Origin of the sequence: Streptomyces sp. NPDC059398 (genome assembly GCF_042751845.1) — a bacterium.
Lineage (GTDB): Bacteria > Actinomycetota > Actinomycetes > Streptomycetales > Streptomycetaceae > Streptomyces.
Genome location: NZ_JBHYWP010000034.1, coordinates 16,141 through 30,899 on the forward strand (window position 1 = coordinate 16,141; position 14,759 = coordinate 30,899).

Genomic DNA, 14,759 nt, shown 5'->3' on the forward strand with positions numbered 1-14,759 from the left:
CCTCACGGCGCGGCCGGGGCGGATGCCCGGGTCGGTTCAGCCGCGCAGCGCGGCGGCGCCCCGGGCCAGCAGTTCCACCCGGTCCCAGTCCCGCGCCGCCATCGCGTCGGCCGGCAGCATCCACGTACCTCCCACACAGGCCACGTTCGGCAGCGCCAGGTACGAGGGCGCGGAGGTCAGCGAGATACCGCCCGTGGGACAGAACCTGGCTTGCGGCAGCGGCCCGCCCAGGGACTTGAGATAGGCCGTACCACCCGCCGCCTCGGCCGGGAAGAACTTCATCCCGGTGATCCCGCGCTCAAGGAGCTGTACGACCTCGGAGGTGGTGGAGACCCCCGGCAGGAACGGCACACCGCTGTCGGTCATCGCCCCGAGCAGCCGGTCCGACCAGCCCGGGCTGACCAGGAACCGCGACCCCGCGGCCACCGCCTGCGTGACGCCGTCGGAGGAGATCACCGTGCCGGCCCCGACCACGGCCTCCGGCACCTCGGCCGCGATGGCACGGATCGCGTCGAGCGCGGCGGGCGTGCGCAGCGTCACCTCGATCGCGGGCAGCCCGCCCGCGACCAGGGCCCGCGCCAGCGGCACGGCATCGGCGGCATCGTCGATCACGACAACAGGAACGACGGGGGCGAGGTCAAGCACGGAAGTCATACCGGCATCCTGCCCCGGCGAACACGCCATGCGCAACGCCCGTTGCGCACCGTGCAACGCACGCCGGATCGCAGCCGACTACTCCGGGTGCGTCCCACCCAGCGGGCGCGACTCAGTGAATCTCGTCCACCAGAACATCCAGTTCCCGCGGCTTCCCGGGCTTCACCGGCGCCGGGGTCTCCACCTCGTACCCCAGCTCCCGCAGCGTCTCCACCAGCTCGCCGGGCCCGGCCGGAGCCGCGCCCGCGAGCAGCAGGTCCCGCACGATGCGCCCCTTGGTCGCCTTGTTGAAGTGGCTGACGACCTTCCGGGTCGGCGCATGGAGCACCCGCACCGAAGCCGTACGGTCGGCGACCTCACCCTTCGGCTTCCACGCCGAGGCGTACGCGGCGGACCGCAGATCCAGCACCAGACCCTCGCCCGCGGCCTCCGGCATGACCTCGGCCATCGGCTTGCGCCAGTAAGGACCCAGCGCCCCGAGCCCCGGCAGCTTCACACCCATCGAGCAGCGGTACGAGGGGATCCGGTCGCCGATCCGTACCGCGCCCCACAGCCCCGAGAAGACCATCAGCCACTCCTCGGCGCGCCGCAGCGCCGCGGCGTCCAGCGAGGCGAGGCCGAGCGCGTCGTACAGCACCCCGGTGTAGATCTGCCCGGCCGGCCGGGCACCCGCGGTCCGCAGACCGGCGTTCTTGGCGACCTCGCCGCGCAGCCCCTCGCTCAGCCCGAGCACCTCGCGTGCCTTCTCCTCGTCGGCCGCGCAGAGCTCGACGAGCTCGTCCAGTACGGCTGCCCGCGCCCCGGCCAGTCCGGGCAGCGAGAGGGACTCCGGCTTCAGCGGGGCCCCGGAGCCGCTCGCGGCCTTTCCCTCGGACGGCGGCAAGAGCACGAGCACAGCGGGTCTCCTTCGTACGGACAACAGCGACTGCCAGGGTAGACGGACGGCCCAGGGGCCCCTTCCCTCCCGCCCTCCCCGACGCCTGCGGAAGGACGGAGCGCCGACAGCCGTCAACCGGGGTCGGGGTACGCCACAATCGGGGGAAGACCTCCCATCTCATGAACGGTGGAGCCCTAGATGTCCCAGTCTGACGAGCGACCGAGGAGGGGGCGTGACATGACTGCCATGCCGCATGAACCGCTCACGCAGGCAGAGGTCCTGTTGGAGGGCTTCCTGGCGCTGGAGACGCCGGAGGGTTTCCGCGCGGAGCTGATCGAGGGGGAGATTGTCGTGACGCCGCCGCCGGACGGGGATCATGAGGACTGCATCAACTTGATCGCGAAGCAGGTGACCAGAGGCTCGCGGACAGATATGGACTTCTCCGGGAACAAGGGCCTGAAGCTGCGGAGCGGCGGTGGCTGCCCCAAGAACCACGCCATCCCGGGCGGCACCTTCGCCCCCACGGCCCTGCGGCTGTTCCGCGGCGCCGAGCCCTGGATGCCCTGCGACGGTGTGGCTCTGGTGGCCGAGGTCACCTCCAGCAAGCCCCGCACCGACCGGGAGGGCAAGCGCCGCTGCTACGCCCGCGGTGCCATCCCGCTCTATCTTCTCGTCGACCGGGAGGAGTCCTCGGTGACGCTGTTCAGCGACCCGGAGAACGACGACTACCGGCAGCACTGCACCATCCCGTTCGGTAAGACCCTGGCCCTCCCGGAGCCCTTCGCCTTCGATCTGGAGACCACGGAATTCCTCTGAATTCCTCTGACGCGCCTGCCCCTCCGACGTCCCGGACCGGGCGGTCCCGGTCCGCCGGGTAGCATGGCGGTACGGCAGACGAGTCGGCCGGACGGCCGCGTGAGGGTCCCCAGGACCTTCCCGAGGAACGTCCGGGCTCCACAGAGCAAGGTGGTGGCTAACGGCCACCCGGGGTGACCCGCGGGACAGTGCCACAGAAAACAGACCGCCGGGGTCCGAGAGGCCCCCGGTAAGGGTGAAACGGTGGTGTAAGAGACCACCAGCGCCTGAGGTGACTCAGGCGGCTAGGTAAACCCCACCTGGAGCAAGGTCAAGAGAGGCCGTCGCAGGACGGCCTTGCGCGGACGTTTGAGGGCTGCTCGCCCGAGTTCGCGGGTAGACCGCAGGAGGCCGGCAGCAATGCCGGTCGTAGATGGATGGCCGTCTCCCCGGCGACCGCGAGGTCTCCGGGCGACAGAACCCGGCGTACAGGCCGGCTCGTCTGCCATCACTCACGCTTCACCCGCCCTTTCGCTCCGAAAGGGTCGCCGGCCCGCCGGCCGAGCCCTGATTTTCGGATCCTTCACCCGCATCGGCCCTTCCGGGGCTCATCGATATGCCCCGTTGGCGTACTTGGCTGACGGGCATGCGTCCGCCTCCTGCCCCGTAGTTGGCTGATTTTTTTCGGTGACAGGATGCGTCCTTTCCGGGGTGAATCGGGTTCAACCTTACTGAGGCGACCCTTGACGCTGACGCGTGGTGACGTATTAACTCTGCGTGTTTGTGTGTTTCCTGTGAAGTAGGGGTGGGTTGTGGGGAGAATGGGCAGGCGAGGCGACCACGTTGTGTTGCGATTGGGTAATCCGCGCACAACAACCGGTCGTTGGGCGGCGTCCTTGCTGGGGGCGGCTGTCACTGTTGGCCTGTTGCCGCTCGCCGCTGTGGATGCGAGCGCTGCACCAGCATCCCCACCTACAAGCGTGCCGAGTACGGCATCGGCCGAGACCGCTGAGCCGGGGGCCGAAGTCCGTACGACGGAACAGGCCCTGGCGGAGGCGAAGAGTTCCGGCGAGTCCGTGGAGATCCCTTCCATGCGGGGGGAGTCGAGCGACGTGTATGCCACAGCTGACGGGAATCTGGAAGCACGGGAGTATCTGCGCCCGGTCCGTACCCGTATCGGTCATGAGTGGAAGCCGGTCGACACGGACTTGACGATGACGCCTGACGGGGTCAAGGCAAAAGCCACCACGTCAGAGCTGGCGTTCTCCGCGGGCGGGCAGCAGCCTCTGGTGCGGATGGAGAAGAACGGCCGTGAGTTGGCCCTCAACTGGCCGCAGGCGCTGCCGAAGCCAGAAATTGAAGGAGCCACCGCTTCCTATCGTGACGTTCTGCCGGGTGTGGACCTCAGGATGGAGGCGCAGGCGGATGGATTCACGCAGCTTCTGGTGGTCAAGAACGCCGAGGCGGCGCGGAGCGATGAGCTGACGAACCTTCGGCTGAAGCTGGCTGCGGACGGCATGGACGTCCGGAAGACCGAGCAAGGAGGCCTGGAAGCTGTCGACCGCGGGGCCGGCGGTGCTGTGTTCGAGGCGCCGACTCCGCAGATGTGGGACTCCAGTGCTGGTTCTGACGGTGAAGCTGCTTCCGGCGGTACGGGTGTCCGGACAAAAAGGGCTGGTGTCCGGAGTGCGGGCCTGCAGGGTGAACCGGGGGCAGGGGAGTCGGGCAAGCTCGCACCGGTCGACGTGGCAGTGCCGGCCGATGGCCACGAACTCGTCCTGACTCCGGATCAGGACGTTCTGCGCGGAGCGGACACGCAGTACCCGGTGTTCATCGACCCGCAGTGGTATTCACCGCGTGCGTCGTCGTGGACGATGGCGTCGAAGTACTGGGCGTCGTCGCCGCAGTGGAAGTTCAACGGTGACGCGGACGCCGGCATGGGTCTGTGCGACTGGGCCTACTGCCAGCCGCATGACACGAAGCGGCTCTTCTACCAGATTCCCGTTTCCAAGTTCTCCGGTAAGTCGATTCTTTCGGCGGAGTTCGTCGTCCGCAACACATGGTCGGCCTCGTGCAGCAAGCGCGCTGTCGAACTGTGGCAGACGAAGGGCATCTCTGCATCCACGACCTGGAATTCCCAGAACGCCGCAGGGTTCTGGATCAAGCAGCTCAAGTCCGACAGCTTCGCTTACGGGTATACGGGCTGTGCCGCCAAGGATGCCGAGTTCGACGTGAAGTCAGCCGTGCAGTCGGCTGCCTCGAACAAGTCATCCAGCATGACGTTCGGCCTGCGGGCGGGCAGCGAATCCGACGGTCTGGGCTGGAAGCGGTTCTCCGACAAGGCCTATCTGCGCGTCAAGTTCAACCGGCCGCCCGCGCAGGTGAAGTCCTCGCAACTCACCATGGAATACGGCGGTGTCTGCAAGAAGTCGGCCCTTGCCGTTCCTGTGCGCACCCTCGGAAAAATCTACGCGAACAACATCACCGACCCTGACGGGGACTCAGTCGCGGTCCAGTTCCAGGTTTCATGGGATTCGGGGGACGGCAATGGCAATTCTCCCCACTGGACTCCCGCTCGCACCCCGTCAAAGAAGTCGGGCTCGGCATTCGCCGTGGCCCTGCCCACGTCGCTGCCGGCCAACAAGAAGATCAGCTGGCAGGTGCGTGTATGGGATGGGGCGCAATACTCGCCATGGTCGTCCACCGGCGACCCGGAAGCCTGCTACTTCACCTACGACACGAAGGTCCCCAAAGCACCGGGACTGGTATCCGGGGACTACCCGGCGCTCGATCCGGATGACTCGGAGGCCCCCTGGTACGACGGGGTCGGCAAGTACGGCACGTTCGATGTGACGGCAGCCGACACCGATGTGACGTCTTACTGGTACGGAATCAACACGGATCCGACGGCCAAGAACAAGATCAGCACATCAAAGGGGGCGGCACAGGCCATCAAGATGCTGCCGTCGAACCCTGGCTTGAACTTCGTCACGGCGCAGGCCTTCGACAGCGCGGGCAATGGCAGTGAGATTCGCACATACCTCTTCAGAGTCAGGGCCGGGCAGCCTGAACGGGCCACCTGGCAACTGGACGAAGAAGCCGGAGCGAGCGAGGCCAAGGGCAGTACCCCAGACCGTGAGGCGATCCTGCACGGCGGCGCCACTCCTGGCGTACCGGGGGAGACCAAGACGGGCGTTGCTTTCGACGGAGTCGATGACTACGCCGATACCGACATCCCGGTCGTCGCCACCGATACCGGCTTCTCTGTTTCTGCCTGGGCGAAACTGTCCTCCATGCCGGAGAAGGCCGCCATCATCGCCGCGCAGCCCGGCAACCATTCCCCGGGTTTCGAGCTCTACTACTCCAAGGAATACGACCGGTGGGTTTTCAATCAGTACACGAGTGACACCCCCAAGGCGCCCATAGCCCGCGCCATGCAAGCCGCGCCCGGCGGAGCGAAAGCGGGGCAGTGGACGCACCTGGTCGGCACCTACAGCAGCACCACCAAACAACTCATGCTCTACGTCCAGGGGCAACTGGCCGGCAGCACTGCTTACGACACTCCCTGGGACGCCCGACGGGGTCTTCAGATCGGCGCCGGCTCCTACGACGGCAAACCTGCTTCCTTCTTCCCGGGAACAATCGATGACCTGCGCATCTTCGACAAACCTCTGACCGCGGCAGACATCTCCCATCTGTACCGCCACGAGCCGCTGACGACCCCGGGGCGCCAGGCCCGCGCGGTTTTCCCTCTCGACGAGTCCGCGGGCGCCACCCGCGTCACGGGCCATGCGGACGTGGACCCCATGGCGCTCAAGGGAGGTGCCAGTACCGGCCGGCCCGGAGTCAACGGAAGATCACTGTCCCTTGACGGAGCCGACGGCTACGCCACCACAGTCTCGCCACAGCTCAACAACCAGCGCGGCTTCGCGGTCTCGGCCTGGGTGAAACTCCCGGAGACGAAACCCGACCACGCGGCGATGGTCGCCACCCAGGCAGGAGCCCATACCGCGGGCTTCGAGCTCTACTACTCCTCCGCCTACGACCGGTGGGCCTTCAACCAGTACTCAGCCGACGAACCCGACGCCACACCGATCAGAGCGATCCAGGCCGAGGGAACCACGGCGCATGGTGGCGACTGGGTGCACCTCGTCGGCGTCCACGACACCGTTGCCGACAAGCTCACTCTTTACGTCAATGGTGCTCAGGCAGGAAGCACCAGTCTCTCCAAGACCTGGTACGCGAGTGGGCCCGTGCAGATCGGCGCCGGGTCCTTCGAGAGGAAACCACGCTCCTTCTTCCCTGGCCAGATCGACGACGTACGTCTGTACGACCGCCCGGTCTCGGCAGAGGAAGTCGCGCAGATGTTCAAGCAGCACCCACTGCTGAAGGGGCGCTGGCAGTTCGAGGAAACGACACCGGGCCCTGCCACCTCACCGGACGCCTCGCAGGAGAACCGGCCCATGGCCCTCAAGGGTGGTGCGATGCTCGGAAAGGGGTGGATCGATGCCCATGGGCTCCAGTTGAACGGAAGCGACGCTTATGCCGCCACGGCCTCCATGCCGGTGGACACCAGCACGAGTTTCACTGTGACGGCCTGGGCACAGGCAGCGGCGACTCCATCGAAGGAAGTCACCCTCCTGAGTGCGGAAAGCGCTGGGCACAGTGCTCTGGACGTTTCGTTCGTACCCGGTTCGAAGGGCTCCGGAGAACAGGGGAGTTGGCAGATGTCTCTCTCCGACAAGGACAGTTCGGATGCTCGGGTCTCCCACGCCTCGTCCACCGCCTTCGAGGATGTGACTTCCTGGAACCATCTGGCGGTCGTCTACGACGGTTTCGCCAAAGAGGCCCGTCTCTTTGTCAACGGCGCACTTCAAGAGGTGGCATGTGGGGACGACAACGGTGACGGCAAACCTGATGATTCGGCCTGCGAGGACCTGATCGCCTGGGCCGGGAACGTTTTGACGCACAAGGCGACAAAGGGCTTCCAGGTCGGGGCCGCCGTCACAGCAGGTAAGAGCGCCCGGTTCTTCCCCGGCAGCGTTGACGACGTGTGGGCCTTCCAGGGAGCGCTGAGCGACAACCAGGTCGAGTACCTGGCTGCTTCCTGGTTCGGCGTCCCCACGGAAGTCCCTCCCATCGACTGAACGCACGGCAGAGCAGTCCAGCAGACGTAAAGCGCACTTCCGACTCCCCGCCCTTCCGCGCCACCTGTGCGCTCGGCACTGAGAGACCCTCCCATGAGAAAGCGAACACCCCGGTTCTTCCGCGCTTCGAGGAACCGGATATCCCTGGTGCTGTGCGGCACCCTGGCTGCGGGACTCCTGCAGGCCACCACCCTGTCCGAAGACGTGGCCGCAGCGGACACGGCCAGGGCCAGAGTGTCCACGGACCGCCCCGTCGAAGGCAGAAGGATCAGCGCTGCGGAACCACGCGCCGTAACGAAGGGGCCAAGAACTCCCACAGAGGCCCCGAGACACTCGTGGCCCGGCACAGCCACGAAAAGCCTCACTCCGGCGACTGGGCACGGTGGCCCGAAGCCGGCCGCCGGCAGCACTGATGGTCCCGTCAGCGTCGCTCTCACGCCCCTTCACGGAGCGAATGAGCCACTCGGGGAGAAGCGGGCGGGCAGCTCCGCGCCCGCGGCGCCGGGGCGGGTAACCGCTCGGGTTCTCAGCCGGGGACAGGCCCGCAAAGCAGGTGTCGACGGGCTGTTGTTCACACTGGCGCCCGAGAAGGGGGCGGCAGAGGGGGCACGTGTATCCGTCTCGGTGGACTATGACGCGTTCTCCGGTGCTTACGGCGGCGCCTATTCGTCCCGACTTCGGCTCGTACGGTATCCGGCATGTCTTCTCACGAGTCCGGACAAGCGGGCGTGCCGTACAGCGGTGTCGTTGGGGGCCGAGAACGACACGACGGCGCACACCCTCACTGCCTCCGCGATGACTCTGGGGCACAGTGGTCCGACGGTACTCGCCGCCGCCGCGGCCCCGGCGGGGGACAAGGGGGACTACAAGGCCACGTCCCTGTCGGATTCGGGCTCCTGGTCCACCAGTCTGAACTCGGGTGACTTCAACTGGTCCTACGACTTTGACGTCCCGGACACTCCCGGCGACCTCCAGCCCGATCTCAAGCTCTCCTACTCCTCCGGATCGATCGACGGCCGCACTACCAACACCAACAATCAGGGGGCCTGGGCCGGAGACGGTTTCGAGCTCGGTACCGGTTCCATCGAGCGTCGCTACAAGCCCTGTTCCGACGACGGGGTGAAAAACGCGGACGGCAGCAAGCCAGGCGACTTGTGCTGGTCGTACGACAACGCTTTCCTCAGCTTCAACGGCAAGGGAGGGGAACTCGTACCCGTTGGCAAGGACGAGTTCAAACTCAAGCAGGATGACGGAACCCGTATCGCCCGCCTGCGTTCGACGGCACGGGCCAACGGGGACGCCGACGGCGAGTACTGGAGACTGACCGACCCCAGTGGCGTCCGCTACTACTTCGGTTACAACAGGCTCCCTGGCTGGGCCACGGGCAAGGAAGAGACCAACTCGACCTTCAACGTCCCCGTATTCGGCAACAACGCGGATGAGCCCTGTCACCAGGACACCTTCGCCTCGTCCTGGTGCCAGCAGGCATGGCGCTGGAACCTGGACTATGTCGTGGACACCCACGGCAACGCCATGGCCTACCACTATGCGAAGGAGGCGAACTCCTACGGCCGCAACCTGAAGGACGACGACAACACCCGCTACACGCGGGGTGGTTACCTGACACGTATCGACTACGGTCTGAAGTCGAATCGCATATTCGCCGACAAGCCCTTGGCCCAGGCGCTGTTCACCAGCGCCGAGCGCTGCCTGCCGGAGTCCGGCGTGACCTGTGCCGCTTCGACGATCAACGACAAGGCGTTCTATTGGTACGACACGCCCTGGGATCTCAACTGTGACTCCGGAGCGAAGTGCGACAAGGGCCGCTACTCGCCGACGTTCTGGACCCGCAAGCGCCTGACCGGAATCACGACACAGGTCCTCAATACGGCCGGCGGCTTCGACAAGACCGACTCCTGGGCGTTCAGCCACCGGTGGGGCATGGCCGACACGGACTACCAGCTGCTCCTGGAGAGCGTGCAGCACACGGGTCTGTCGGCCACACCCCAGGTGACTCTGCCGAAGACCACGTTCGCCTACGCGCAACTGGCCAACAGACTCGACAAGACCGGCGACGGTTACGCCCCCTTCATCAAGGACCGGCTGACGAGCATCGACGGAGAGACCGGCAGCCGCACCGACGTCAACTACTCCGATGCCGTGTGCGACTGGAAGGCCCTCCCCAAGCCCGAGACCAACACCACCCGCTGCTTCCCCCAGTACCTGGACCAGGACCAGACAGGCGACGCAACGGACGTGCAGTGGTTCAACAAGTACGTAACCACAGCTGTCACGGTGTCGGACCGCACCGGTGGCGCGCCCGACCAGATCACCCGGTACTCCTACCAGGGCCCGGCCGCCTGGCACTACACGGACGACGACGGCCTGACCAAGGAGAAGTACCGCACCTGGTCGCAGTGGCGTGGCTACGGGCAGGTCAGCGTCCAGAGCGGTGGCATCGGTGCCATGAAGTCGCAGAAGGACAGCTACTTCCTGCGTGGCATGGATGGCGACCGCAAGGACAAGAGCGGTGGTACCAAGTCGGTGAGCGTTGCCCTGGGATCCGGCGAGGGCGACGCGATCACGGACCACGCGGCACTCGCGGGCTTCTCCTACAAATCAGCCACCTACGACAAACCGGGCGGCAAGATCCTCACGAAGTCCGTGAGCCGTCCCTGGCAGCACGAAACCGCAAAGAAGGTCCGTGACTGGGGCACAGTCACCGCTGACTTCGTCGGAACCGCCGAGGCGCGTACCTGGACATCCCTGGATGACGGGGTGGGGGCCACCTGGCGTACCACGAGGACCGAGACGGCACACGACACCGTCGCCGGCCGGGTGACCGAGGTGAACGATCTCGGAGACACCGCTACGGCAGCCGACGATCAGTGCAGCCGTACCACCTATGCCACCAACGCGACGGCGAACATACTCGGCGCCGTCGATCGCGTCGAAACCGTCGCGAAAGCCTGCACACAGACACCCGACCGCGCCAAGGACGTCATCTCGGACGTCCGTACGGCCTACGACGGTGCCGCCTACGCCGCTGAACCGACCAAGGGCGACGCCACCGCGACGGCCACGCTGAAGAGCCACACCGGGGTCAAGGCCACGTATCTGGAGGCGGACACCACCTACGACTCCTACGGCCGCCCGCTGACGGTCAACGACCTGGCCGCCAATGTGATCGTCGACGGGTCGTCAGCCCCGGTGCGTACTGCGCGCGGCGACGGCCGTGTGACCACGACCGCCTACAGTCCGGCAACCGGTCGGGCGTCCGAGGTCAGGACCACCACTCCGCCTGCGAAGGTCGGTGACAGCACCACAAGCCTCACGACCGTTCAGGAACTTGATCCGGCCAGAGGCCAGGTGGTCAAGGAGACGGACCCCAACGGCAACACCTCGCAGACGCGGTACGACGCCTTGGGGCGCACTACCGATGTGTGGGAGCCGGACCGCTCCACGACCAGGGTCCCGAGCTATCAGTTCACATACCAAATCGCAGACGGTCAGCCCACAGTCGTGGGTACACGCAAGGTCAACAATAGCGACGGACAGACGCCTCCGTCCTACACCCTTTACGACGGCCTGCTGCGCGAACGGCAGACCCAGGAACCAGGTCCGGACGGCGGCAGCATCGTCAGCGACGTCTTCTACGACGAACGAGGCCTCAGTAGCAAGACGTTCGCCCCGTACTTCACCACGGGCGCTCCCTCCAAGAAGATCTTCCAGCCTGACAACGCCCTCTCGGTGGAGTCCCAGACCCGCACGGAATACGACGGTCTCGGACGAACCGTCGAGAGCAAGCAGATCGCGGGCAACGGGGACGGCGGAGCAGTTCTCAACACCACCAGAACGGTGTACGGGGGCGACCGCACCACGGTCATACCCCCGGCGGGGGGCACCGCGACCACCACGGTGACCGACGCCCGGGGCCGCACGACCCAACTGCAGACACTGCATCAGCGCGCACTCGGCGCCGCGGTGGACACGACCCGCTACACCTACGATCTGCGTGGGGCTCTTTCCTCGGTCACCGACCCGGCGAAGAACATCTGGACATACACGTACGACCAGATGGGCCGCCAGACCAAGGCCGTCGACCCGGACAAGGGCGCCACCGAGACGTTCTACGACGACCGTGGCCAGGTCGAACACATCAAGGACAGCCGCGGCGTACTCCTCTACACCGCCTATGACAATCAGGGCCGCAAGACCGAACTGCATGAGGGAGCCCCCGACGGCACGCTGCGGGCGAAGTGGACGTACGACACGGTGCCGGGCGGGAAGGGGCTCCCGGCTGAATCGATCCGTTACGACAACGGACGGCCGTACACCTCGAAGGTGACGGCCTACGACTCACTCAGCCGCCCGTACAGAACCGCGGTCGTCATCCCGGCGGCGGAAGGGAAACTGGCCGGCACCTATCAGTCCGGCACGAGCTACAAAACCTCAGGCCTGGTGGGCGGCACATCCTCCTCCCCGGTGGGGGCCCTGCCGGGAGGAACAACTGTCTACAGCTACGACGACACCACGCTGTGGCAGACGGGCGTCACCACTGACGGGATGTCCGGCAAGACCACCTACACGCATATCGGACTGGCCGACACAGTGACTCTTGGCCTGGTCGGAAGTGCCCGGTCCACCGAGATCAAGAACGGCTACGAATGGGGGACTCGTCGTCTCGCTTCCTCCGTGGTCTCCCGGATGGAGCAACCGGGGATCGACCGCAGCGCGGTGTACCACTACGACGACGTCGGCAACGTCACCTCCATTGCAGACACCTCCCGCACCGGCACCGACAACCAGTGTTACGGCTATGACTATCTGGGCCGTCTCACGGACGCCTGGACCCAGGCCACAACTGCCTGCACCGACACCCCCGGCACAGCCGCGATCGGAGGAGCTGCCCCTTACTGGCAGAGCTACAGCTACGACCTGACCGGTAACCGCACCGCCGAGACCGACCACGACCCGGCTCACCGGACGGGCAAGGACACCAAGCGCGACTACACCTATCCGCCCGCAGGTACGTCGCAGGCCCACAGCCTCGGCTCCGTGACCACTTCGGGCCCCGCCGGCACCGCCACGGACAAGTACACCTATGACCAGGCCGGTAACACCAAATCCCGTCCTGGCCAGACCCTGACGTGGGACTCCGAGGGCCATCTCGCATCCGTGACCGAGGGCGGCAGAACCACCCAGTATCTGTACGATCCGGACGGCAACCGGCTCATCGCGCGCACGCCCACCGAAGCCACTCTGTACCTGGGTGGGACCGAAGTCACCCTCGCCAAGGGCGCCGACAAACCCAAAGCCACTCGCTACACCGACCTCGGCGGCGGCAACACGGCCGTCCAGAACGACGACCGCACTTTCTCCTACACCATCCCGGACCACCAGGGGACCGGCCAGCTCGCCGTCGACGCTGCGAACCTTGCCATCCAGCAACGCCGCACCACTCCCTTCGGCGGTGCGCGCGGTACCGCGCCCAAGGACTGGCCGGGGACGAAGGGTTTCGTCGGAGGCACCGACGACACGGAGACCACCGGTCTCCAGCACCTCGGCGCTCGCGAATACGACCCCGCCACCGGTCGTTTCCTCTCCGTCGACCCGGTCATGGATCTGACCGACCCGCAGCAGATGAACGGCTACGCCTACGGCAACAACAACCCGGTTACGAAGAGCGATCCGGATGGGCGCAGACCCATTGGTGCATGTGGACCCGCCGGAATCTGCTCGGACGGCACAAGGGAACACTTCACGGTCAACGACTCCGGAGTGTGGTCCCAGCATCTTTCCACCACAGGGATGCACTCCCGGGGCGACGGGAGCACGGTTGTCACTCAACGCCATTACGTAAACGGAAAAGTCGTGGCCAAGCGGTACACCACGGTCAATGACGCAGGCATCTTCTATGGGGTACTGCCCGAAGGTAAGAACCGGTATCTGAAAATCTTGCGGGACACGTTCGATTTTCTGGTTGTCGATACCAAGCTGGCCGCCAAGTGCGCCAGTGAAGTGACCCCGGAATGTGGCTGGTTGCTTGCGGACCTGCCCATCGGTAAGGCCGCGAAGCTGGCCAAGCTGGAGAAGCTGAGCAAAGCGGCGAAGGTCGCAGAACACTGCAAATGCTTCCTCGCCGGCACTGACGTCCTCATGGCCGACGGCTCGACCAAGGACATCGAGGACGTAAAGGTGGGCGACAAGGTCCGGGCGACCGACCCCGCCACCGGGAAGAGCCGCTCCCGCAAGGTGACACGTCTGATCAGAACCAACGGCGACAAATTCTTCAACAAGATATCCGTCGCGACCAAAGACGGAATCGACTCGATCACGGCCACGGATGAGCACCCGTTCTGGTCTCCGTCGGAGCGAGCATGGGTGGAGGCTGGAGACCTTGCTCCCGGTATGACGCTACGGAGCGATGATGGCTCCACCGTCATCGTCACGGCGAACAAGGCCTTCACGAAGCACGCTCGGACGTACAACCTGACTGTGGATGAGATCCACACGTACTATGTGCTGGCGGGGACCACTCCGATCCTCGTTCATAATTCCGGCGGCTGCACCACGATGTCTTCCGCGATTGGCGGGGACTCGTCTCTGGCGAAGGCTGCACAGCAGGCGGGGAAGAACCAGAAGGTTCAGGCCGACCTGGATAGCCTGTTCCAGCAGCTGTCACGCGGAAATATGAATCCGGGTCTCGGGAGCAAGGCATTGTCTGGAACGGATGTCACCTACGCGCGAGGGCGGAACGGCGGTCGCCTGTTCTTCCGGAACGTTGACGGGGGGATTCAGGTCGTTGGGAAATCCGATAAGGCAAACGAGTCCAAGGTGATTGCGAGGCTGAACCAGCTCTATGGTCAGTGACTCTCTCTACCGCGTAGAGAACCAACAGTTCAGCGCCCTCTTCATGTTGGGTGCGGAGGACAGCAAAGAAACCGTTGAGAACGTTGACGCAGAAATCAGCCTCCCCGATGGGACGCGATGGAGCGCCACGTTCATGACGCTACGGGCTATCGAACAAGTGATGAACCGATGGAAGGAGACTGGAGAATGCGCCAGCGGTGCGTACTTCCAGTGTTCCGACCTCGTGATCATTCCGGAGGGCGGTCTGGCAGCGATGCTGGATTCCTTCAAGGGGATTATCGATTCAGGTGGACCTGAAGGAGTTTTGCAACTCCTGAATGACGAATAAATCACCCTAGAGGCTCCTGCGGAGCGAAACGGGATGCCCCGGGGGGCGGGGTTGGGGGGAGGGGGGCGGGCGGGGGTTTTCGGGG

Annotated in this window: 6 protein-coding genes and 1 other RNA gene; 5 read left to right on the top strand and 2 right to left on the bottom strand. The window is 65.5% G+C overall.

Annotation, left to right across the window (positions count from 1 at the left end; genetic code table 11):
- Positions 1–36: 36 nt before the first annotated feature.
- Together eda and yaaA are read right to left on the bottom strand one after the other, a co-directional pair.
- Positions 37–654 carry a bifunctional 4-hydroxy-2-oxoglutarate aldolase/2-dehydro-3-deoxy-phosphogluconate aldolase gene (gene eda / locus ACFXBC_RS15010; protein WP_385023542.1) on the bottom strand — a complete coding sequence of 206 codons (618 nt, stop codon included), beginning with the start codon at positions 652–654 and terminating at the stop codon, positions 37–39.
- A gap of 112 nt (positions 655–766) precedes the next feature.
- Entirely contained in the window at positions 767–1,549 is a 783-nt protein-coding gene (yaaA, locus tag ACFXBC_RS15015) for a peroxide stress protein YaaA (RefSeq protein WP_385023544.1), read from the bottom strand.
- Positions 1,550–1,777: 228 nt separating this feature from the next.
- Here yaaA and ACFXBC_RS15020 point away from each other — a divergent pair, with 228 nt between their 5' ends.
- The 5 genes from ACFXBC_RS15020 (at position 1,778) to ACFXBC_RS15040 (ending at position 14,674) form a co-directional block, all read left to right on the top strand.
- Positions 1,778–2,347 (top strand): Uma2 family endonuclease, encoded by a 570-nt coding sequence (locus ACFXBC_RS15020; protein WP_385023616.1) that lies wholly within the window; start codon positions 1,778–1,780, stop codon positions 2,345–2,347.
- A 79-nt stretch (positions 2,348–2,426) separates the two neighbouring features.
- Positions 2,427–2,831, top strand: an RNA gene (rnpB, locus tag ACFXBC_RS15025) — RNase P RNA component class A.
- 586 nt (positions 2,832–3,417) lie between these two features.
- Complete coding sequence (locus ACFXBC_RS15030; protein ID WP_385023618.1) at positions 3,418–7,473, top strand: LamG-like jellyroll fold domain-containing protein; 4,056 nt, start codon at positions 3,418–3,420, stop codon at positions 7,471–7,473.
- A 93-nt stretch (positions 7,474–7,566) separates the two neighbouring features.
- A complete protein-coding gene (locus ACFXBC_RS15035) occupies positions 7,567–14,346 on the top strand; it encodes a polymorphic toxin-type HINT domain-containing protein (RefSeq protein WP_385023546.1) in 6,780 nt (2,259 codons plus the stop codon).
- Positions 14,336–14,674: a hypothetical protein gene (locus tag ACFXBC_RS15040; protein WP_385023548.1), complete on the top strand. Its 339-nt coding sequence runs from the start codon at positions 14,336–14,338 to the stop codon at positions 14,672–14,674. Before ACFXBC_RS15035 ends, ACFXBC_RS15040 begins: the two co-directional genes overlap by 11 nt.
- Positions 14,675–14,759: the final 85 nt, after the last annotated feature.

Excerpts from the sequence above, each read along its gene's own strand:
- eda (WP_385023542.1), bottom strand. The coding sequence starts at position 654 with ATGACTTCCGTGCTTGACCTCGCCCCCGTCGTTCCTGTTGTCGTGATC.
- ACFXBC_RS15030 (WP_385023618.1), top strand. The coding sequence starts at position 3,418 with ATGCGGGGGGAGTCGAGCGACGTGTATGCCACAGCTGACGGGAATCTG.
- ACFXBC_RS15020 (WP_385023616.1), top strand. The coding sequence starts at position 1,778 with ATGCCGCATGAACCGCTCACGCAGGCAGAGGTCCTGTTGGAGGGCTTC.
- ACFXBC_RS15035 (WP_385023546.1), top strand. The coding sequence starts at position 7,567 with ATGAGAAAGCGAACACCCCGGTTCTTCCGCGCTTCGAGGAACCGGATA.
- ACFXBC_RS15040 (WP_385023548.1), top strand. The coding sequence starts at position 14,336 with ATGGTCAGTGACTCTCTCTACCGCGTAGAGAACCAACAGTTCAGCGCC.